Below are 20,595 nucleotides of genomic sequence, written 5' to 3' on the forward strand. Positions count from 1 at the left end.
GGAGTATCTGACACTCTTGATGTCGTGAACCCGTCCACTGCACAAGCCACCGCGGTCGTCGACGAACTGGTCCGCGGGGGAGTACGCGAGGTCGTGCTCTGCCCGGGTTCGCGCAACGCGCCGCTGGCGTTCGCCCTGCAGGCCGCCGATCTCGAGGGCCGGCTGCGTCTGCACATGCGCATCGACGAACGCACCGCCGGATTCCTCGCGCTCGGCCTGGCCGTGGCCGGCAAGCGCCCCGTCCCGATCGTCATGACGTCCGGCACCGCGGTCGCCAATCTCGGACCCGCGGTCCTCGAGGCGAACTACGCCCGGGTGCCGCTCGTGGTGCTCAGCGCCAACCGCCCGTACGAGATGCTCGGCACGGGCGCCAACCAGACCATCGAGCAACTCGGACTGTTCGGCAGCCAGGTGCGCGCGACCATCAGCCTGGGCCTGGCCGAGGACGACGCCGGGCAGAACAGCCAGTGGCGTTCGGCCGTGTGCCGGGTCCTCGCCGCCGCGCGCGGCACGAGGTCCGGCAACGCCGGTCCCGTGCACTTCGACATCCCGCTCCGGGAACCGCTTGTTCCCGACGTCCACGCGCAAGGCCCGGTCCCGCAGGGACGACCGGGTGGCGCGGCGTGGACCACCACCCAGCACGCGACGCTCGACGTGCCGATGGACCTCGACCTCACCCCCGACACCATCGTGGTCTCCGGGCACGGGTCCGCGCTGCGGCCGGAACTTGCCGGACTTCCGACGGTCGCCGAGCCGACCGCGCCTCTGCACGGCATCCCGGTGCATCCGATGGCGCTGCCGCAGCTCAAGCCGCGGCAGGCCGTCATCACTGGACGCCCCACACTCCACCGGTCCGTGTCGAAGGTTCTGGCCGATCCGGCGGTGGCCGTCTATGCGCTCACCACCGGCCCCCGCTGGCCCGACGTGTCCGGCAACGTGCTGGCCACCGGAACCCGCGCGGTCGTGTCCGGTGAACCCGACCGGGCCTGGATCAACCGGTGCCGCACGCTGTCCGAACACACCGACAAGGCGGTGCGCGCGCAACTCGCCGCCCACCCGAAGGCGACGGGACTGCACGTGGCGGCGGCCGTCATGGACGCCCTGACCGACGGCGACCAGTTGCTGCTCGGGGCGTCCAACCCCGTGCGCGACGCCGCGCTCGTCAGCTATCCGGCGCCGAAGATCCGGGTGCTCTCCAACCGGGGTGTCGCCGGCATCGACGGCACCGTGTCCGCGGCCGTCGGGGCGGCGCTGGCCTACGAGGAGGGGCGCACGGTGGCCCTGCTCGGCGACCTCACGTTCCTGCACGACGCGTCCGGGCTGCTCATCGGCTCGGGCGAACCGCGTCCCCGGGACCTGACGATCGTGGTCGCGAACGACGACGGTGGCGGCATCTTCGAATTGCTCGAGCAGGGCGATCCGCAGTACGCCGGGGTGTTCGAACGGGTCTTCGGTACTCCGCACGGGATGGATCTCGCCGCACTCTGCGCCGCGTACCGGGTGGAGCATCACCTGGTGGGTCTGGGTGAGCTGTCGACGCGGCTGAGCGCCCCCGAGGCGCCCGGCGACCGCGGCATCCGGGTGCTCGAGGTGACCACCGAACGTTCCGGGCTGCGCGAACTGCACGCCGCGGTGCGGGCACAACTGTGAATGCGCGAGTGACGCGGCGCGTCCGGCGCGGGGTGCTGGTGGCGGCGATCGGCATCTCGGTCCTGGCCGTGCTCCTCGTGCTGGCCGCCTGGCGCAACGACCACACCATCCAATCCGACCGGGGCGTGGCCACGGCGGAGGTGCTGTCGGCGGGCTCGCTGCGGTCGGCCATCAGCTTCGTCACGCCCGACGGGGTGACGCACAACCCCGAACTCGGCGTGCTGTACCCGACGAAGCTCACGGTGGGGCAGCGCATCGACGTCGAGTACGCGCGCAGCGAACCCGACCTCGTGCGGGTGTCCGGACGCGACGCCAGCGTGGCCGTCGTCCCCGCCGGTTCGCTGATCGTCGTGACGTGGCTGATCGCGGGACCGGTGATCTGGTACCTGCGGCGGCGGGAGAGCCCGGCGGAGGCCCAGCCGGCCGTGTCATCCTGAGTTTCCCGGAACTTCGCGCGACGGTCACGTCGATCTCGCTGCTGTGACCACGAGCACTGCCACGCTGAACGCGTGAGAGTAGCCATCGTCGCGGAATCGTTCCTTCCCAACATGAACGGTGTGACCAACTCGGTGCTGCGGGTCCTCGACCACCTCCAGCGCACCGGACACCAGGCGATGGTCGTCGCCCCGGACACGGTCGGATCGCAGACGTCCGCGCCGACCGAACACGGCGGTGTGCCCGTCCACCGGGTCCCCGCGGTGATGGTTCCGAAGGTCAGTTCGCTCCCGGTGGGTCTGCCGCAGCCCGGACTCACCGCCGCGCTGCGGGCGTTCGACCCCGACGTCGTGCACCTGGCGTCGCCCTTCCTGCTCGGGGCCGGCGGGCTCGGCGCGGCGCACCGGCTCGACGTCCCCACGGTGGCCGTGTACCAGACCGATGTGGCGGGTTTCGCCGAGAGCTACGGCCTCGGCATCACCAGCCGCGCGGCGTGGGCCTGGACGCGTCGCATCCACCGGGGCTGCACCCGCACCCTCGCGCCGTCCACGTCGGCGGTCGAGGCACTCGCCGAGCAGAGGATTCCGCGGGTCCACCGCTGGTCGCGCGGCGTGGAGACCGCTCGATTCGCGCCGTCCCGGCGCAGCACCGGTCTGCGGGACTCCTGGCTGGACGGCTCGGACCGGCTGGTCGTCGGATTCGTGGGCAGGCTCGCGCCCGAGAAGCACGTGGAGCGGCTGGCCGCACTCTCCGGCGACCAGCGGGTCCAGCTGGTGATCGTCGGCGACGGCCCGGAGCGAGCCCGTCTGCGCCGCCTGATGCCCGATGCGGTGTTCACCGGCCAGCTCGGCGGTATGGAGCTCGCCGAGGCCTACGCGAGCCTGGACGTCTTCGTCCACCCGGGCGAGCACGAGACGTTCTGCCAGGCGGTGCAGGAGGCGCTGTCCAGTGGGGTGCCGGTGATCGGACCGGATGCCGGTGGACCGCGCGATCTGGTCGCGCACTGCCGCAACGGCTACCTGCTTCCCGTCGACCGGTTCGGCGAACTGTTGCCGAGCGCAGTCGAGGCACTGAGCGACCGCCGCATGCGGGCCCGCTTCGGGGAGGCCGCCCGGCAGTCGGTACTGCACCGCACGTGGCCCGCGATCTGCGACGAACTGCTGGGCCACTACGCGGCGGTCACCGGCGGGCACGGCGCCCGCGAATCGCGAGCGGCCTGACCACCGGATCGGTAGCCGCGGGAACTTGCAGGGGGCGTCTCGTCGTTGCCCAGGTATGGCCAAGTACAAGACTGTCAATCCCGCGACCGGTGAAACCGTCCGGGAATTCACGACCTTGGACGATGCAGGAGTGGAGGCGGCGCTCTCCCGCGCCCACAGCGGATATCTCGACTGGCGGACGACCCCCGCCGAGGAACGTGCCCGGATTCTGGGCCGGACCGCCGATCTCTACGCGGAGCGCGAGGACGAACTGGCGCGGATGATCGCCCTCGAGATGGGCAAACCCGTCCGGGAGGCCAAAGGCGAAGTCAAGCTCTCCTCGGCGATCTACCGCTACTACGCGGACAACGGTCCCGCGCTGCTCGAGGCGGAACGGCTCGACGTGCCGGGCGCGGACGAATCCGTGGTCTACCGCAGGCCGATCGGTGCGCTCGTCGGCGTGATGCCGTGGAACTACCCGTACTACCAGGTGGCCCGTTTCGCGGCGCCGAACCTCATGCTCGGCAACACCGTGCTGCTCAAGCACGCCCCGAACTGTCCGCAGTCGGCGCTGCTGATGGAGGAGATCTTCCGGCAGGCCGGTCTCCCCGAGGACGCGTACATCAACGTGTTCGCCACCAACGAGCAGATCGCCGACATGATCGCGGATCCGCGTGTTCAGGGTGTCTCTCTCACCGGCAGTGAGCGGGCCGGGACCAGTGTCGCCGAGACGGCGGGCCGCAACCTCAAGAAGGTGGTGCTCGAACTCGGCGGGTCCGACGTGTTCGTCGTCCTCGACACCAACGACATGGACGCCACGGTCAAGACCGCGACCCGTGCCCGCCTGTCCAACGCGGGCCAGGCCTGCAACTCGCCCAAACGTTTCATCGTGACCGAGCCGAACTACGATGAGTTCGTCTCGAAGCTCGCCGAGTCGTTCAAGGCCACACCGACCGGCGATCCGCTCGACGCGAAGACCGTCCTCGGGCCGCTGTCCTCGCAGAGTGCCGCGGATTCGCTGATCGAGCAGATCGAGGACGCCATCGCCAAGGGCGCGACGCTCCTCGCTGGCGGGAAGAAGATCGACGGTCCCGGCTCATACGTCGAACCGACGCTCCTCGTCGACGTGACCCCCGAGATGCGGGCGTACAGCGAGGAACTGTTCGGGCCGGTCGGCGTCGTCTACAAGGTCGCCACCGCCGACGAAGCCGTGGAACTCGCCAACTCCTCCTCCTACGGTCTCAGCGGTTCGGTGTGGAGCACCGACCTCGACGGGGCACGTGAGGTCGCCGACCGGCTCGACGTCGGCATGGCCTTCGTCAACGAACACGGCACGACGCTCCCCGGGTTGCCGTTCGGCGGCGTCAAGCGCTCCGGCGTCGGCCGCGAACTCGGTCCGTGGGGGATGGACGAATTCGTCAACAAGAAGCTGGTGCGGGTCTCCAAGAAGTGACCGCCTCGCCACCACGCCCGGCGCCGACATCGGCGCCGGGCGCGGTTGGTAGCGTTTCGGGCGTGGCAACTACACACGGTTCGCGGGCGTCGCTCGAAAAGGATCCGCACGAGGTCGCGTCGATGTTCGACGGCGTCGCGAAGCGCTACGACCTCACCAACACGATCCTGTCGTTCGGTCAGGATCGCAGTTGGCGCAAGGCGACGCGCTCGGCCCTGGCCCTGAAGCCGGGCGAGCGCGTTCTCGACCTCGCGGCGGGGACCGGAGTGTCGACCGTCGAGCTCGGACGGTCGGGTGCGTGGTGTGTGGCCACCGATTTCTCCAAGGGGATGCTGCAGGCCGGCAGCGGACGCGACGTCCCGATGGTCGCGGGCGACGCGATGCACCTGCCGTACGCCGACGCCGTGTTCGACGCCGCGACGATCTCCTTCGGGCTGCGCAACGTCTCCGACTTCGACGCCGGTCTCCGCGAGATCGCCCGCGTCACCAAGCCCGGCGGGCGTCTCGTCGTGAGCGAGTTCTCGACCCCGGTGTTCGGGCCGTTCCGCACCGTCTACATGGAGTACCTGATGAAGGCGCTGCCGCGGGTCGCGCGCGCCGTCAGCAGCAACCCCGACGCCTACGTGTACCTCGCGGAGTCCATCCGCGCCTGGCCGACTCAGCAGGAACTCGCGCTGCGCATCGAGGCGGCCGGGTGGCGGAACGTGCAGTGGCGCAACCTCACCGGCGGCGTGGTTGCCCTGCACCGCGCCACCCGCTGAACGTCAGCCGAACAGCGGTCGCGAGTCGACCTTCTGCGACAGCAGACCGGACGCCCGCCACGCGCGGGCGGTGAGGTCGCTGTCCTCCTCGGTGACGAGGTTGCCCATGACCCGGACCGCGACGGTCATCAGTGCCCGGGACCGCATCGCCACCGGACCGGACGCGGGCAGAACCCGGGGGACGGTCAGCAGCCCGGCGAGTCGCCGCGCCACGGAGAACGCCCGGCCGTACCGCTCCCGGAGAATCGAGGGCCACAGCTCCGTCAGGTCGTCGGCGTCGAGGATCTCCGCAACCAGGCGCCCGCCTTCGAGCCCGTAATCGATGCCCTCGCCGTTCAGCGGATTCACGCATGCCGCCGCGTCGCCGATGATCGCCCAGTTCCGGCCCGCGATGTGCGACACCGCACCGCCCATCGGCAGCAGCGCCGACGCGACCGCGCGCAGCTCGCCGTCCCAGTTCCATTCGTCGCGGCGTTGCGCCGTGTACAGGTCGAGCAGCGGTCGCAGCGCACCCGGGGCCGGACGTTTGGCGGTGGCGAGGGTGCCGACGCCGATGTTCACCTCTCCGGTGCCGAGGGGGAACACCCAGCCGTAGCCCGACTGCAGCGTCCCCGCTTCGTCCCGCAGTTCGAGGTGCGAGGTGATCCACGGGTCGGCGCTGCGGTCGGTGGCGATGTAGGCGCGGGCGGCCACACCGTAGGCAGTGTCCCGGTGCCATTCCCGACCCAGTTGCTTGCCCAGCGTGGACCGGACGCCGTCGGCGACGATCAGCGTCCGGCAGCCGATGGTGTGGGTCCCGTCGGACGTCTTCAGCGTCACCGCCGTCACCCGATCGCCGTCCCGTTCCGCGCAGATCGCCTTGGCGCCCTGCACCATGACGGCCCCCGCGTCGACGGCGGTGGCACGGATCCTGTCGTCCAGCTCGGTGCGGGCCACCGCGCTGCCGACGGCCGGGAACGACCTGCCCGGCCACTCGAGCTCGAGCTCGTGACCGAACCCACTGAGCCTCAGCCCGCGGTTGGTCCCCTTCGACCGCACCCAGTCGCCGAGACCGAGATGGTCGAGCTCGGCGACGGCACGCGGGGTGAGTCCGTCGCCACACGTCTTGTCGCGGGGAAACACCGCCGCGTCGGCGAGGACGACATCACGTCCCGCGCGTGCCGCCCACGCGGCAGCCGAGGAACCGGCCGGACCAGCACCGATGACCAGGACATCGGTGGCGGTGGGAAGCGGGGATCCCGCGGGCGACTGTTCTGCTGCGACCACACCTACATCCTGTCAGGCTTCGCTATGCGACCGCGGCGAGGCCGACGGGCAGCGGAACCGCTAGGTTCACTACCGTGGTAGCCGAGCCGCCACCGACGGCGCGGGAACCGCGCCGTCACTGACGACAGGAATGGGTACTGAGAACGTGAGCACCGAGGGCGCAGCACACACCGCTGCCGACGCTGTAGTGGGCACTACGGTCGCCGGGATCGATCTCGGCGACCCGCAGCTCGCTGCCACGGTCCGTGAAGGACTGAAGCAAGTCGAGGAACTGCTGGTCAGTGAGCTCTCCGACGGGGAGGACTTCCTCACGGAGGCGGCGTTGCATCTCGCGAAGGCGGGAGGCAAGCGTTTCCGCCCGCTGTTCACGGTGCTCACCGCCCAGCTCGGACCGAAGGCCTCCGACCCGTCGGTGGTCACCGCGGCCACCGTCGTCGAGCTGGTCCACCTCGCCACGCTCTACCACGACGACGTGATGGACGAGGCGTCGATGCGCCGCGGTGCACCCAGCGCGAACTCGCGGTGGGGCAACAGTGTTGCGATCCTCGCCGGCGACTATCTGTTCGCGCACGCGTCCCGTCTCGTCTCGACGCTGGGACCCGAGGCGGTGCGCATCATCGCCGAGACGTTCGCCGAACTCGTCACGGGCCAGATGCGCGAGACGATCGGGCTTCGCGGCGAGCAGGATCCGGTCGAGCACTACCTCAAGGTCGTGTGGGAGAAGACGGGCTCGCTCATCGCGGCGTGCGGACGCTTCGGCGGCACCTTCTCCGGTGCGGACGCCGACCACGTGAAGCGGCTCGAACGCCTCGGCGACGCCGTGGGCACCGCATTCCAGATCTCCGACGACATCATCGACATCTCCTCGGTGTCCGCCCAGTCCGGCAAGACACCCGGAACCGACCTGCGTGAAGGCGTCCACACGCTGCCCGTCCTGTACGCGCTGCGCGACGAGGGACCCGACGCCGATCGTCTCCGGGTTCTCCTCGACGGTCCCGTCACCAACGACGACGACGTCGCGGAGGCGCTCGCGCTCCTCGAACGGTCACCCGGCATGGCCGCCGCCAAGGCGAAGCTGGAGGAGTTCGCGGTCCAGGCACGCGCGCAGCTCGCCGAACTGCCGCAGGGCCCCGCCAACGACGCCCTCGTGAAGCTCGTCGATTACACGATCGAGCGCGTCGGCTGAGCCGTATCGTCAGTATCTGAACTCGTCTTCACCCGATTCTCGTCGTCCGAGCGGGAACCGTCCCGCCGCCGTGTTTCGTTGAATGATCAAGATCCCGAAATTCGGGCGACGTGATCGGGTGACAACGACAAGGAAGGCGTGACGTGCGCTACGCAAACGGGGCGAAGACTCTGGTTCTGTTGGTCGGCATGTCGGCGCTGATCGTGTTCATCGGTGCGTTGTTCCGCAACCCCACCATCCTGCTGCTGGCGATCGTGTTCGCGGTCGGAATGAACGCGTACGTGTATTTCAACAGCGACAAGATGGCCCTCAAGGCCATGCACGCCCAGCCGATCACCGAGGTGCAGGCACCGGTCATCTACCGCATCGTCCGGGAACTGGCCACCACCGCGCACCAGCCGATGCCGCGGCTCTACATCAGCCCCACCGCCGCGCCCAACGCGTTCGCCACCGGGCGCAGTCCGCGGCACGCCGCCGTGTGCGTCACGAGCGGCATTCTGCAGATTCTCAACGAACGAGAGTTGCGGGCCGTGCTCGGACACGAGCTGTCGCACGTCTACAACCGCGACATCCTGATTTCCTCCGTCGCCGGCGCCATGGCCGCCGTCGTGTCGGGACTCGCGAACTTCGCCATGTTCGCCAACATGTTCGGCGGACGCGGCGGGGGACAGGGCGCCAACCCGATCGCGCTGCTCCTGGTGTCGCTGCTCGGGCCGATCGCCGCGACCGTCGTCAAACTCGCGGTGTCGCGGTCCCGGGAGTACCAGGCCGACCAGTCGGGCGCAGAGCTCACAGGCGACCCCCTGGCGCTGGCGTCCGCGCTGCGGAAGCTGGAGCAGGGCACTCAGGCCGCGCCGCTGCCGCCGGAGCCTCAGCTGGCCGCGCAGTCGCACCTGATGATCGCCAACCCGTTCCGCACCGGCGAGAAGATGAGCCGGATGTTCTCCACCCACCCGCCGATGGCCGACCGGATCGAGCGGCTCGAGCGGATGGCGGGCATGTAGGCGGCTTCGCCGCCCGTGCGCGGTTGACGAGTGCAGGGACTCGTGAACCGCGCACGGGCGCGGAGCGCCTACCGGTAGTTCACGAACTGCAGCGCGATCCCGAAGTCCTCGCCCTTCAGCAGCGAGATGACGGCCTGCAGGTCGTCGCGCTTCTTGCTGCTCACCCGCAGTTCGTCACCCTGGATCTGCGCCTTGACGCCCTTGGGGCCCTCGTCGCGGATCTTCTTGGTGATCTTCTTGGCGTTCTCCGTGGTGATGCCCTGAACAAGGCTGCCCGACAGCTTGTAGATCTTCCCGGACTGCGCCGGCTCACCCGCGTCGAACGCCTTCAGGGAGATGTCACGCCGGATCAGTTTCTCCTTGAAGACGTCCAGGGCGGCGAGCAGTCGCTCCTCGGTGTCGGCGGTCAGGGTGATGGTTTCCTCGCCGGACCATTCGATCGAGGCTCCCGTGTTCCGGAAGTCGAACCGGGTCGACAGCTCCTTGCCGGCCTGATGCAGGGCGTTGTCCACCTCTTGACGCTCCACCTTGCTCACCACATCGAAGGACGAATCAGCCACTTCACACTCCCGGTTTCGTCTAGTTCTCCCCGCCGCGACCCGGCCGGGGGCTCGCCGAATGCCGGCGAGCAGATTCGACGCTATCGGTTCGCAACCGCCCGTATCCACCCGGTTTGCAAAACGGGGGGCCGTTCGTTGTATTCTTCTTTCCGCAGCGGAGAGCGATTTCGCACAGATTTCGCGCTCCTCGTGCAACCCCGGCAGATTGCCCGAGCGGCCAATGGGAGCGGACTGTAAATCCGTCGGCTTATGCCTACGTAGGTTCGAATCCTACATCTGCCACACACAGAACCCCGGTGAGCGACAGCTCACCGGGGTTCTGTCGTTCGTGGACGAGACCGGGTGCCCGGCCGGCATCCCGGTCTGCCCGCTTGGAATGGTGTGTCAGCGGTTCATCAGGACGAACACTCCCCACCCGAGGTATTCGCGCTGGTACCTGGCGTGCTGGGCGGGAGCCGCGTCAAGTTCCGCGCGCATGTCGTCGGCCGGCTCGTCGTCGGGGTTGGCGTCGAGCCAACGGCGGATGTCGAGCCACTGCGCAGCGACGTACCGATCCCAGCTGTCCTGGTCGGCCAGAACCATGTCCACGACGTCGCAGCGCAGGTCGCGGAACTGCTCGAGCAGTTCCGGCAGCGGGAGAAGGTCGTCCTTGCGATCGTCGGCGACGTGGCCTGACGCGTCCCCGTGCACGAATCAGGCCCGGTCGGCCACGCCCAGCTCGACGGCCCGCGCGCGGGCGGCGCCGATGAAGGCGGCGCTGATGTCGACCCCGGTGCCGGTGACACCGTGGTCGCGCGCCCAGGTGCACATTAACTCGCCCTTGCCGCAGGCGAGGTCGAGCACGCGTGTGCCCGGCGACGGGCTGATGGCCTGGCCGAGGATGGCCAGTTTCTCGCTGGTGAACGGATTGCAGACGCGATGGCTGCTCTCGCGGATCAAATGCACCTCTTCGGACGCGAACGCTTGGACCGGCCGAAGGTACGGCCGCGGGGATCGTCGAGTCCATCGAATTTCGCGTCCGGATGTCCTGGATGGCCTTCGTCGCGACAGGCTGGGTGGATGTCGGCGGGCTCCCCGAGGTCGATCGCAGGTCTCGAGCCTGGCTTGCGCACCCGAACTGTCGGGCGCAGCGACATACGAAAGCCGCTGACCAGGCAATTTGGTTCTGGACGCGAACTCTGTGTAATCTCGTCAAGGCTTCAGCGCGCAGCGATGTGCGAGCGAAGCACGCCCCCTTAGCTCAGTCGGCAGAGCGTTTCCATGGTAAGGAAAAGGTCAACGGTTCGATTCCGTTAGGGGGCTCGCTGGATTGAAGTGGAGCGCCCAGTGCGCGACACTCGACACCGAGGCGGTGTAGCTCAGTTGGTAGAGCAAACGACTCATAATCGTTGCGTCGCCGGTTCAAGTCCGGTCACCGCTACACAATATGCATGATCCACCCTGATTGTTCGTAATCAGATTCACCCGAAAGAAGGCATCCCGTGGCCTCCTCGACTGACGTTCGGCCCAAGATCACTTTGGCCTGCGAGGTATGCAAGCACCGCAACTACATCACCAAGAAGAATCGGCGCAACGACCCCGATCGCCTGGAGATCAAGAAGTTCTGCCCGAACTGCGGAACTCACCAGTCGCATCGCGAGTCCAAGTAACACGGTCCGGAACTAGGACTGCGTTCGCGAAGGGAGTCCTCTAGGCTGCCCTCACGCGCTGACGTCAAGGGTAGAAGAGGTTCTTTCGCGTGACTGACACTGTGACAGAGACAGAGGCATACGTGCCCGAGGCTGTTCCTGCTGATCCTGCCGCGCACGCACTGGCAATGGTCGGGCACCACTACCGCGTCGACGACTTCTACGAGGTCGGACGCGAGAAGGTGCGCGAGTACGCGCGTGCCGTGCAGGACTGGCACCCCGCTCACCACGACGAGGAAGCCGCGAAGGGCCTCGGCTACGACGGTCTCCTTGCTCCTCTGACGTTCATCTCGCTCGTCGGCATCATCGCCCAGGGGCGTCTCTTCAAGGAGATCGTCACGGGTTACGACCCGAGCCAGATTCTCCAGACCGACCAGCGGCTCGAGTTCCACAAGCCGATCAAGGTCGGCGACCGTCTGGTCTGTGACGTGTACCTGGAGTCGTTCCGTCAGATGGGCGGCAGCGACATCATCGTCACCAAGAACATCGTCACCGATCAGTACGACGAACTGGTCCAGACCACGTGGACGACGCTCGTCGCGCGCACCGGTGGCGAGGTCGACGAGAACATCGCTCACGCAGTCAAGGACGTGATCATGCATGGCGCTTCGTAAGTTCGAGGACGTCTCGGTGGGTGAAGAACTCCCCGAGCGCATCGTGAAGCTCACGCGTGGCGACCTGGTCAACTACGCGGGCGTGTCCGGCGATCCCAACCCGATCCACTGGAGCGACGAGGTCGTCAAGCTCGCCGGTCTGGACAACGTGATCGCGCACGGAATGCTCACCATGGGTCTCGGCGGCGGTTTCGTCACGTCGTGGCTCGGCGATCCGGGTGCCGTCAAGGAATACAACGTTCGTTTCACGAGCTCGGTCTACGTCCGTGAGGACGAGGCCGCGCAGGTCGAGTACACCGGTAAGGTGAAGTCGCTCGACGAGGAAAGCAAGACAGCAGTAGTCGCGATCGTGGCGCGCTCCGAGGGAAAGAAGATCTTCGGTCGCGCCACCGCAACGGTCCGTCTGGCCTGACAGCCGGGTGGATTGGGTTTGTTCCGGGGCTTTGAAGTACACTGAGATTTCTGGGATTACTCAGCGCTGCGCGCTGCCCTACGGTGCTGTATGGCCGGCAAGGGTGGCGCGCGTGTCATGTAATCACAGAGAGGTCGGTCAAGAATTGGTCCGAGGCTAGTTTCGGATCAGGTCTCCCGACCAAAGGGGCGTAGCTCAACTGGCAGAGCAGCGGTCTCCAAAACCGCAGGTTGCAGGTTCAAGTCCTGTCGCCCCTGCCCCCGGATGCCAGCGACTGAGAGGAACGACGTGAGCGAGGAGCGCGCCAAGCGCGACGGCGACACTTCAGGGTCGACGCGCCCGGACGGTGCCGACGACACCGCGGCCGACGCCACCACCACGCGTTCCGCCACTCCCTCGGGAAAGCCCAGCGGTAAGCGCCAGGGCCGTCGTTCTCCGGCAGGTACCGAGGTCGCCGCGAGTTCCGTGAAGTCACCGGAACTGTCGAAGTCGGACACGACCACCAAGGTCAAGCCGGCGAAGAAGGATCGCGCCGACAAGCCGCGCAAGGAAAACATCTTCAAGCGCCTGCGCCGGTTCCTCCGCGAGGTCATCGCCGAGCTGCGCAAGGTCATCTGGCCCAATCGCAAGCAGATGATCACCTACACCAGCGTCGTCCTGGTCTTCGTGGTGTTCATGGTGACGTTCATCGGCGTGTTGGATCTGGTGGTCATCAAGGGCGTCACCTGGTTGTTCGGTTGACGGAATCCGCCCCGGTGGATCCGAAGTATGTGAGTGACGAGAGGAAGCGAGTGCCCCAGTGAGCACCCCCGAGAACGACACGAATGAGGCTTTGGCCGAAGAGCGTGTTTCTGCCGAGGCGGCAGCCGAAGTGGATGTCGAGGCTGCCGACGAGGGCACCGAAGCCGCGGAAATCGTCGGTGACGACGTTGCCGAGGACGCCCCGGCCGACGAGATCGTCGCGGACGAGGCGCCCGCCGACGAGGCTGTGACTGCCGACGAGGCTGTAGCTGCCGAAGAGCCCGAGGATCCCGTTGCGGAACTCAAGGCCGCTCTGCGTCGCGCACCCGGTGACTGGTACGTCATTCACTCCTACGCGGGCTACGAGAACAAGGTCAAGGCCAACCTCGAGACCCGTGTTCAGAACCTCGACGTCGGCGACTACATCTTCCAGGTGGAAGTTCCCACCGAAGAGGTCACCGAGATCAAGAACGGACAGCGCAAGCAGGTCAACCGCAAGGTTCTGCCCGGCTACATCCTGGTCCGCATGGATCTGAACGACGAGTCCTGGGGAGCGGTGCGCAACACGCCCGGCGTCACCGGATTCGTCGGTGCGACGTCGCGTCCGTCCCCGCTGACCCTCAACGAGGTCATCAAGTTCCTGCTTCCGCAGCAGGAGCAGAAGAAGCAGGCTGCCGCGGCGACCGTCTCGGCGGGGGAGACCGGCGGAGAGAGCTTCGCGAAGCCGCTCATCGAGGTCGACTTCGAGGTCGGCGAGTCGGTCACCGTCATGGACGGCCCGTTCGCCACGCTGCCCGCCAGCATCAGCGAGGTCAACGCCGAGCAGCAGAAGCTCAAGGTCCTGGTCTCGATCTTCGGTCGTGAGACCCCGGTCGAGTTGTCCTTCACGCAGGTCGCGAAGATCTAGCGCCACATACTTGCACTGCAGTAGCAAGAAACACACCCAGCAAGAATTAGGAAATCGAGATGCCCCCCAAGAAGAAGAAGCTCGCAGGGCTCATCAAGCTTCAGATCCAGGCCGGTCAGGCTAACCCTGCACCGCCCGTGGGTCCCGCGCTTGGTCAGCACGGCGTGAACATCATGGAGTTCTGCAAGGCCTACAACGCGGCGACTGAGTCCCAGCGCGGCAACGTGGTGCCGGTCGAGATCTCGGTCTACGAAGACCGGACCTTCGATTTCAAGCTGAAGACCCCTCCGGCTGCCAAGCTGCTGCTCAAGGCTGCAGGCGTGCAGAAGGGCTCCGGCGAGCCGCACAAGACCAAGGTTGCTTCCGTGACCATGGATCAGGTGCGCGAAATCGCGAAGACCAAGCAGGAAGACCTCAACGCGAACGACATCGAGCAGGCCGCGAAGATCATCGCCGGCACCGCACGCTCGATGGGTATCACGGTCGACGGCTGAGTCAGCCCTGATCGATCGACGGCACCGCCGTCGAAGAAAGCGTGGGGGGGCCGGCCAGGCCCAGACCACTACTGAACCATTCACCATCGCAGACAAGACACACACTGCGGTGAGAAGTTAGGACAGAAGAAATGGCAAAGCGCAGCAAGGCGTATCTCGCCGCCGCTGAGAAGATCGACTTCGACAAGCTGTACAGCCCACTGCAGGCTGCGAAGCTGGCGAAGGAGACGTCGTCGAGCAAGATGGACGCGACCGTCGAGGTTGCAGTCCGTCTGGGCGTCGACCCCCGCAAGGCGGACCAGATGGTCCGCGGCACGGTCAACCTGCCGCACGGCACCGGTAAGACCGCCCGCGTCATCGTGTTCGCAGTCGGAGAGAAGGCCGCCGAGGCCGAGGCAGCTGGAGCCGACGCCGTCGGCGCCGAGGACCTCATCGAGCGGATCCAGGGTGGATGGCTCGATTTCGACGCCGCCATCGCGACTCCCGATCAGATGGCCAAGGTCGGCCGCATCGCCCGCGTCCTCGGACCGCGTGGCCTGATGCCGAACCCGAAGACCGGCACCGTGACGGCTGACGTCACGAAGGCTGTCGCGGACATCAAGGGCGGAAAGATCAACTTCCGCGTCGACAAGCAGGCCAACCTGCACTTCGTGATCGGCAAGGCATCGTTCGACGACGCCAAGCTGGTGGAGAACTACGGCGCCGCGCTGGACGAGATCCTGCGTGCGAAGCCGTCCTCCGCGAAGGGCCGCTACGTCAAGAAGGTCACCGTTTCGACCACCACCGGCCCGGGCATCCCGGTGGACCCGAACCGCACCCGCAACCTTCTCGAGGATGCCGACGCGTAAGTCACGCTTCACACAGTTCGGCCGGTACGGAATTCTTCCGTACCGGCCGAACTGCTTTCTCCGGGATCAGTCTTCGTCGACGGTTCCCGATTCGGAGTTCTTCCGCCACGCCAGCATCACGGAGTCCGTGCGAGCCGGCGCCCAGGGCATGAAGATCGCAACGACGAGCGCGCAGACCACCACGGCGCCCGCCGCGACGAGCGACGCAGTGTGCGACCCCTGCAGGACCGTCGTCTTCATGGTGAGGATGAGATTCTCACGCTGCTGTTCGAGGAATGGCGGGATCTCCCGCTTGCGGATCTCGAGCACACTCAGGACCGTCGCGCGCGCGAAGCCCTTCTCGTCGTCGTTCATCAATGCGGCCGGAATCCGGTCGAGCAGCGGACTCATCGTCGTCGCGTAGTACGACGCGACGATCGATCCGAGCACGGCGACACCGAGCGTTCCTCCGATTTCCCTGGTCGTGTCGTTCACGGCGGAGCCTGCTCCGGCCTCGTCGAGGGGCAGAGACGCCATGATCGACTCGGTCGAAGGCCCCTGCACGATGGCCAAGCCGAGTGCCATCGACACCATCGACGGGAGGACGTCCGTCAAGTAGCTGCTGTCGACGGCCACCTGACCGCCGAGGTACAGGCCGACACCGGTGAGGAGGAGGCCGAACACGATGACCGGGGTCGTCCCGATTCGCTGCGCCAGGAGTGTTGCGACGGGGGCACCGACCGCCACGGATACCGCGAACGGCAGCGACGCGACACCGAACTCGAACGGCGTGTACTCGCGGACGCCCTGAAAGTACTGCGTGATGAGGAACAGGAAGCCGAACATCGAGAAGTACCCGATGGCGATCGCGAGCGCGGGCAGGGAGAACCTGCGGTTGCGGAACAGCCGCAGGTCGAGGATCGGGTGCTCGGTGCGCAGCTCCCAGAAGACGAATCCGATCAGGACCGCGATCGAGAGGGCGACGGCGCCGACGGTGACGGACGACGTCCACCCGTGGTGAGGGGCTTCGATGATCGCCCACACGAGGACGGTGATTCCGGTGATCGAGGCGGCGATTCCGACGAGGTCCATCCGGCCGATGACGGAGGCGCGCGATTCCGGCACCAGGAGCAGCGTCGCTGCTGCCGCGACCACGGCGATCGGCACATTGATCCAGAAGACGGAGTGCCAGCTGAAATGCTCGAGCAGCCACCCGCCTGCCATCGGCCCGATGGCGATCGCGAATCCGGCCATCGCAGTCCAGGCGGCGATGGCCAGGGCACGTTCGCGCACGTCGGTGAAGATGTTGATGACGAGGGCGAGGGTCGCGGGGAAGACTGCAGCCGCGAAGACACCCATCGCCGCGCGGGCCGCGATAACCTGCCCCAGACTCTCGGCGTTGGCGCCGGCGATCGACATGACCGCGACGCCGACCAGACCGATGACCATGACGCGGCGGCGACCGTAGCGGTCGCCGAGGTTGCCGAACGCCAGGAGCAGGCCGGCGAACGTCAGCGTGTAGGCGTCGACGACCCACTGCAGGCCGCTGACACTGGTGCGGAGTTCGACACCGATCGACGGGAGAGCGACGTTGACGATGGTGTTGTCGAGCACGACCAGCAGTTCGGCCAGGCAGATCACGGCGAGCGCGAGGAAGCGGCGTGTCCGGGACCCGGTCACGACGGCCCGGGCTTCGAGGATTGTCATGAGAAAAAGCTAGCCCATATATGTAACGTCGCGTAACAGGTAATTGGATGCGGCTTCAGTCTGTTGAGCCACACCACCGCACTCCCAGTGACGGCGATCACTTCGGCGAGCCTCGGTCCGGCCGCGATTTGGCGGTTGTGCAGGCCATGCCGTAATCTGTCCTGCGGAGTTCAATGCAGTATTTGAACTTCACCCCAAATCATGTTCTACCCAAGACCGTTGGTGATCGCTCCCGCAAGGGTGCGATTGAAAGTCCGGGAATGTCCGGCGGCCCACGCAGGAGGACGAGGTAGGGGGATGCGTATCGGTTGTGGGTTCGCGCCCTGACCGTATCGTTTCCTTTCACGCCCCGTGTGCCCTGCACCGGGGCGTTTTGCATGTCGTGGATTGTGTGCTCCGGGATTCCGGCGGTGCGCAGCGGTTCCGAAGTGGGATAACGACTGTCATGAGAGGAGGCGAAGTATGGCAAAGCCTGAGAAGGTTTCCGCGGTTGCGGAGATCACCGAGCAGTTCAAGGGTTCGACCGCTGCTGTGATCACGGAATACCGTGGTCTGACGGTGGGCAACATCACGACACTGCGACGCGCTCTCGGAGAAGGTGCCACCTACTCCGTCGCCAAGAACACCCTGGTCAAGCGTGCCGCTGCTGAGGCGGGCGTCGAGGGCCTTGATGACCTTTTCGTCGGTCCGACCGCCATTGCATTCATCAAGGGCGAGCCCGTCGATGCTGCGAAGGCTCTGAAGAACTTCGCTAAGGACAACAAGGCGCTCATCATCAAGGGCGGCTACATGGACGGCGCTGCGCTGTCCGTGGACGAGGTCAACAAGATCGCGGACCTCGAGTCCCGCGAGATCCTGTTGGCCAAGCTTGCCGGCGCGATGAAGGGCAACTTGGCAAAGGCCGCAGGCCTGTTCAACGCTCCTGCTTCGCAGGTGGCCCGACTGGCTGCTGCACTGCAGGAAAAGAAGGCCGCAGAAGGCGGAGCTGCCGAAGCTCCCGCCGAGGCTGCAGCCGAAAGCTGATCCGCACCCGCGCATCACTGCTATAACCCCGCCCGGTCGCGGATCAGCGACATGGGACTTACAGGAAGGACCGCCACAATGGCGAAGCTCAGCACCGAAGAGTTGTTGGACCAGTTCAAGGAGCTCACCCTCCTCGAGCTCTCGGAGTTCGTGAAGGCATTCGAGGAGACCTTCGAGGTCACCGCCGCTGCCCCGGTCGCCGTTGCCGCTGCAGGCGGAGCACCGGCTGCCGCCGAGGCTGCTGAGGAGCAGGACGAGTTCGACGTCGTCCTCGAGTCGGCCGGCGACAAGAAGATCCAGGTCATCAAGGTCGTCCGTGAGGTCGTTTCCGGCCTCGGCCTGAAGGAAGCCAAGGACCTCGTCGAGGGTGCTCCGAAGGCCATCCTGGAGAAGGTTGCCAAGGACGCGGCCGACGCCGCCAAGGAGAAGCTCGAGGCTGCCGGCGCGAAGATCACCGTCAAGTAAGACGGTCTCTCGCGCTGCTCACCGAGCAGACGAAGAGGGCCACTCCCCATCCGTGGGGAGTGGCCCTCTTTTTGCGTCCGCAGACGGCTTCGGAGTGTCGAGATTCCTGGCCGAAAGCTGGACGCGCGACCAGAATTTTCGCTACCGTTATCCCAGTTCAGACGCGTTGTTTTGCATAGTGGGACCCGCTGTTGGCATGCTTCCTTACTCATGAGTAGCATCCCTTGTCACAGGTAACACGTCGATGCGATAGAGTGACCCAACCCACACGGGGTGAGTGCATCGAACGGTCGCGGAGGTAATGGTGGGAGTCGAGGTATCCGTCGAGGGACTGACCAAGTCGTTCGGCTCGCAGAGGATCTGGCAGGACGTCACATTGACCCTCCCTGCCGGTGAGGTCAGTGCGTTGCTCGGGCCGTCGGGTACGGGTAAGTCGGTGTTTCTGAAGTCACTGATCGGTCTGCTCCGCCCGGAGCAGGGTTCGATCGTGATCGACGGCACCAACATTCTCGAGTGCTCCAGCAAGGAGCTCTACGAGATCCGCAAGCTGTTCGGCGTGCTGTTTCAGGACGGTGCGTTGTTCGGCTCGATGAACCTGTTCGACAACGTGGCGTTCCCGCTGCGTGAGCACACCAAGAAGTCCGAGTCCGAGATCCGCAAGATCGTCATGGAGAAGATGGAACTCGTCGGCCTGCTCGGGGCCGAGGACAAGCTGCCCGGCGAGATCTCCGGCGGTATGCGCAAGCGCGCCGGCCTGGCCCGCGCCCTGGTGCTGGACCCGCAGATCATTCTCGTCGACGAGCCGGACTCCGGTCTGGACCCGGTGCGCACCACGTACATCTCGCAGACGTTGATCGACATCAACGCCGAGATCGACGCGACGATCCTGATCGTCTCGCACAACATCAACCTGGCACGGACGGTGCCGGACAACATCGGCATGCTGTTCCGCCGGCATCTGGTGATGTTCGGTCCGCGGGAGGTGCTGCTCACCAGTGAGGAGCCGGTGGTCAAGCAGTTCCTGAACGGCACGATGATCGGTCCGATCGGCATGTCCGAGGAGAAGGACGAGGCCACCATGGCGCAGGAGCAGGCGATGGTCGATGCCGGTCACCACGCCGGTGGTGTCGACGACGTCGAGGGCATCGTCCCGCAGATGAAGGCGACGCCGGGGATGCCGTTCCGGCAGGCCGTCGCCCGCCGTCAGGAACGCGTCCGGCACATCATGCACACGTTGCCGGAGAACGCCCAGATCGCCATCCAGGACAGCCTCGACGAGACGTCCGGCGGAAACGGCGGCGGGGGCTACGACTACGCATACAGCCAGGAAGACACACAGGTCATCCCCGCATACCGGGGTGAAGGATACGAAAACACCACTCACGGGCAAGGGTAGGCATATCGGATGGGGGTTACCCGCAGCTCGGTCTTGCGGCCGGTCAACGGTGCGCTGACGCAGGCCGGAAACATCGTCGAGCTCTTCGTCGACGTCGCACGAAACACGTTCAAGCGGCCGTTCCAGTTCCGCGAGTTCATCGAACAGGCCTGGTTCATCGCCAGCGTCACGATCCTGCCGACGGCAATGGTCGCGATTCCGTTCGGCGCAGTGGTGTCACTGCAGACCGGATCGCTCATCAAGCAGCTCGGTGCAGAGTCGTTCACGGGAGCGGCCAGCGTGCTCGCCGTCATCCAGCAGGGTTCCCCGCTGGTGACGGCACTACTGGTGGCCGGGGCTGCGGGCTCGGCCGTCACGGCGGATCTCGGTGCGCGAACGATCCGCGAAGAGATCGACGCCATGGAAGTCCTCGGTATCAACCCGATTCAGCGACTCGTCGTGCCTCGGGTGCTTGCCATGGTTCTCGTCGCGATCCTGCTCAACGGCCTCGTGTCCGTGGTCGGTATCGCAGGCGGGTACTTCTTCAACGTCATCCTCCAAGGGGGTAATCCCGGTGCGTACCTGGCATCGTTCTCGGCCTTCGCGCAGCTTCCCGACATCTGGGTCGGCGAGCTCAAGGCGGCCGTTTTCGGTGTCATCGCCGGTGTCATCGCCGCGTACAAGGGCCTCCATCCGAAGGGCGGACCCAAGGGCGTCGGTGACGCCGTGAACCAGTCGGTGGTGATCACGTTCCTGTTGTTGTTCTTCGCGAACCTGATCCTGACCATGGTGTACCTCCAGATCGTTCCGGCGAAGGGATCGTGACCC

23 protein-coding genes and 4 tRNA genes are annotated in these 20,595 nt (G+C 66.3%); 22 read left to right on the top strand and 5 right to left on the bottom strand.

Annotated elements, in window-relative coordinates:
• Positions 1-24: 24 nt before the first annotated feature.
• The 5 genes from menD (at position 25) to DTA22_RS29425 (ending at position 5,498) form a co-directional block, all read left to right on the top strand.
• On the top strand, positions 25-1,650 hold the full coding sequence (gene menD / locus DTA22_RS29405) for a 2-succinyl-5-enolpyruvyl-6-hydroxy-3-cyclohexene-1-carboxylic-acid synthase (protein WP_037233479.1): 1,626 nt from the start codon (positions 25-27) through the stop codon (positions 1,648-1,650).
• On the top strand, positions 1,647-2,087 hold the full coding sequence (locus DTA22_RS29410) for a DUF3592 domain-containing protein (protein ID WP_112301795.1): 441 nt from the start codon (positions 1,647-1,649) through the stop codon (positions 2,085-2,087). Before menD ends, DTA22_RS29410 begins: the two co-directional genes overlap by 4 nt.
• Positions 2,088-2,159: 72 nt before the next feature.
• Entirely contained in the window at positions 2,160-3,305 is a 1,146-nt protein-coding gene (locus DTA22_RS29415; RefSeq protein ID WP_218027725.1) for a glycosyltransferase family 4 protein, read from the top strand.
• A gap of 55 nt (positions 3,306-3,360) precedes the next feature.
• Entirely contained in the window at positions 3,361-4,737 is a 1,377-nt protein-coding gene (locus DTA22_RS29420) for an NAD-dependent succinate-semialdehyde dehydrogenase (RefSeq protein ID WP_037233484.1), read from the top strand.
• A 62-nt stretch (positions 4,738-4,799) separates the two neighbouring features.
• On the top strand, positions 4,800-5,498 hold the full coding sequence (locus tag DTA22_RS29425; protein WP_037233487.1) for a demethylmenaquinone methyltransferase: 699 nt from the start codon (positions 4,800-4,802) through the stop codon (positions 5,496-5,498).
• Positions 5,499-5,501: 3 nt separating this feature from the next.
• On the opposite strand, the gene DTA22_RS29430 is transcribed toward DTA22_RS29425, so the two are convergent.
• On the bottom strand, positions 5,502-6,764 hold the full coding sequence (locus DTA22_RS29430) for a geranylgeranyl reductase family protein (RefSeq protein WP_112301796.1): 1,263 nt from the start codon (positions 6,762-6,764) through the stop codon (positions 5,502-5,504).
• 130 nt (positions 6,765-6,894) lie between these two features.
• Between DTA22_RS29430 and DTA22_RS29435 the strand changes: the two genes are divergently transcribed.
• Together DTA22_RS29435 and htpX are read left to right on the top strand one after the other, a co-directional pair.
• Positions 6,895-7,950, top strand: a complete 1,056-nt coding sequence (locus tag DTA22_RS29435) for a polyprenyl synthetase family protein (RefSeq protein ID WP_016882791.1) — start codon at positions 6,895-6,897, stop codon at positions 7,948-7,950.
• Between the two features lie 143 nt (positions 7,951-8,093).
• Entirely contained in the window at positions 8,094-8,954 is an 861-nt protein-coding gene (gene htpX / locus DTA22_RS29440; protein ID WP_037233493.1) for a zinc metalloprotease HtpX, read from the top strand.
• 68 nt (positions 8,955-9,022) lie between these two features.
• Here the strand turns inward: htpX and DTA22_RS29445 are convergent, their stop codons facing one another.
• Positions 9,023-9,514: a YajQ family cyclic di-GMP-binding protein gene (locus tag DTA22_RS29445; protein WP_007298080.1), complete on the bottom strand. Its 492-nt coding sequence runs from the start codon at positions 9,512-9,514 to the stop codon at positions 9,023-9,025.
• 199 nt (positions 9,515-9,713) lie between these two features.
• Here DTA22_RS29445 and DTA22_RS29450 point away from each other — a divergent pair.
• Positions 9,714-9,796 (top strand) — tRNA-Tyr (locus DTA22_RS29450).
• 102 nt (positions 9,797-9,898) lie between these two features.
• Here DTA22_RS29450 and DTA22_RS36890 read toward each other — a convergent pair.
• Both DTA22_RS36890 and DTA22_RS36895 read right to left on the bottom strand, forming a co-directional pair.
• Positions 9,899-10,204 (bottom strand): hypothetical protein, encoded by a 306-nt coding sequence (locus DTA22_RS36890; protein ID WP_245973446.1) that lies wholly within the window; start codon positions 10,202-10,204, stop codon positions 9,899-9,901.
• 3 nt (positions 10,205-10,207) lie between these two features.
• The gene (locus DTA22_RS36895; protein ID WP_245973447.1) at positions 10,208-10,453 is read right to left on the bottom strand and encodes an SAM-dependent methyltransferase; all 246 of its coding nucleotides are present in this window, start codon (positions 10,451-10,453) and stop codon (positions 10,208-10,210) included.
• Positions 10,454-10,743: 290 nt separating this feature from the next.
• On the opposite strand from DTA22_RS36895, the gene DTA22_RS29460 reads away from it, so the two are divergent.
• The 10 genes from DTA22_RS29460 to rplA all read left to right on the top strand — a co-directional run bounded on the left by DTA22_RS29460 (position 10,744) and on the right by rplA (position 15,218).
• Positions 10,744-10,816: transfer RNA gene (locus DTA22_RS29460), tRNA-Thr, on the top strand.
• A gap of 45 nt (positions 10,817-10,861) precedes the next feature.
• A tRNA-Met gene (locus DTA22_RS29465) sits at positions 10,862-10,934 on the top strand.
• A gap of 61 nt (positions 10,935-10,995) precedes the next feature.
• Entirely contained in the window at positions 10,996-11,163 is a 168-nt protein-coding gene (rpmG, locus tag DTA22_RS29470; RefSeq protein ID WP_005252089.1) for a 50S ribosomal protein L33, read from the top strand.
• 89 nt (positions 11,164-11,252) lie between these two features.
• Positions 11,253-11,816, top strand: coding sequence for a (3R)-hydroxyacyl-ACP dehydratase subunit HadA (hadA, locus tag DTA22_RS29475; protein WP_009474668.1), 564 nt, complete (start codon positions 11,253-11,255; stop codon positions 11,814-11,816).
• A complete protein-coding gene (hadB, locus tag DTA22_RS29480) occupies positions 11,803-12,228 on the top strand; it encodes a (3R)-hydroxyacyl-ACP dehydratase subunit HadB (protein ID WP_005252091.1) in 426 nt (141 codons plus the stop codon). The genes hadA and hadB overlap by 14 nt, the downstream gene beginning before the upstream one ends.
• A gap of 184 nt (positions 12,229-12,412) precedes the next feature.
• Positions 12,413-12,485, top strand: a tRNA-Trp gene (locus tag DTA22_RS29485).
• Positions 12,486-12,516: 31 nt separating this feature from the next.
• Complete coding sequence (gene secE, locus DTA22_RS29490; protein WP_037233495.1) at positions 12,517-12,969, top strand: preprotein translocase subunit SecE; 453 nt, start codon at positions 12,517-12,519, stop codon at positions 12,967-12,969.
• Positions 12,970-13,027: 58 nt separating this feature from the next.
• A complete protein-coding gene (gene nusG / locus DTA22_RS29495) occupies positions 13,028-13,876 on the top strand; it encodes a transcription termination/antitermination protein NusG (RefSeq protein WP_112301797.1) in 849 nt (282 codons plus the stop codon).
• Positions 13,877-13,935: 59 nt separating this feature from the next.
• Positions 13,936-14,370, top strand: a complete 435-nt coding sequence (gene rplK, locus DTA22_RS29500; protein WP_005252095.1) for a 50S ribosomal protein L11 — start codon at positions 13,936-13,938, stop codon at positions 14,368-14,370.
• A 131-nt stretch (positions 14,371-14,501) separates the two neighbouring features.
• The gene (gene rplA, locus DTA22_RS29505; protein ID WP_005252097.1) at positions 14,502-15,218 is read left to right on the top strand and encodes a 50S ribosomal protein L1; all 717 of its coding nucleotides are present in this window, start codon (positions 14,502-14,504) and stop codon (positions 15,216-15,218) included.
• Between the two features lie 66 nt (positions 15,219-15,284).
• Here rplA and DTA22_RS29510 read toward each other — a convergent pair whose 3' ends face one another.
• Positions 15,285-16,904: an MFS transporter gene (locus DTA22_RS29510; RefSeq protein WP_112301798.1), complete on the bottom strand. Its 1,620-nt coding sequence runs from the start codon at positions 16,902-16,904 to the stop codon at positions 15,285-15,287.
• A 462-nt stretch (positions 16,905-17,366) separates the two neighbouring features.
• Between DTA22_RS29510 and rplJ the strand changes: the two genes are divergently transcribed.
• The 4 genes from rplJ (at position 17,367) to DTA22_RS29530 (ending at position 20,592) form a co-directional block, all read left to right on the top strand.
• Positions 17,367-17,927 carry a 50S ribosomal protein L10 gene (gene rplJ / locus DTA22_RS29515; RefSeq protein WP_005252102.1) on the top strand — a complete coding sequence of 187 codons (561 nt, stop codon included), beginning with the start codon at positions 17,367-17,369 and terminating at the stop codon, positions 17,925-17,927.
• A gap of 78 nt (positions 17,928-18,005) precedes the next feature.
• Positions 18,006-18,392, top strand: coding sequence for a 50S ribosomal protein L7/L12 (rplL, locus tag DTA22_RS29520; protein WP_005252104.1), 387 nt, complete (start codon positions 18,006-18,008; stop codon positions 18,390-18,392).
• A gap of 301 nt (positions 18,393-18,693) precedes the next feature.
• Positions 18,694-19,788 carry an ABC transporter ATP-binding protein gene (locus DTA22_RS29525; RefSeq protein ID WP_037233512.1) on the top strand — a complete coding sequence of 365 codons (1,095 nt, stop codon included), beginning with the start codon at positions 18,694-18,696 and terminating at the stop codon, positions 19,786-19,788.
• A gap of 9 nt (positions 19,789-19,797) precedes the next feature.
• Positions 19,798-20,592 (top strand): MlaE family ABC transporter permease, encoded by a 795-nt coding sequence (locus DTA22_RS29530; protein ID WP_005252107.1) that lies wholly within the window; start codon positions 19,798-19,800, stop codon positions 20,590-20,592.
• Positions 20,593-20,595 lie beyond the last annotated feature (3 nt).

It is taken from the genome of Rhodococcus wratislaviensis (assembly GCF_900455735.1).
In the GTDB taxonomy this organism is placed as follows: Bacteria; Actinomycetota; Actinomycetes; order Mycobacteriales; family Mycobacteriaceae; genus Rhodococcus_F; species Rhodococcus_F wratislaviensis.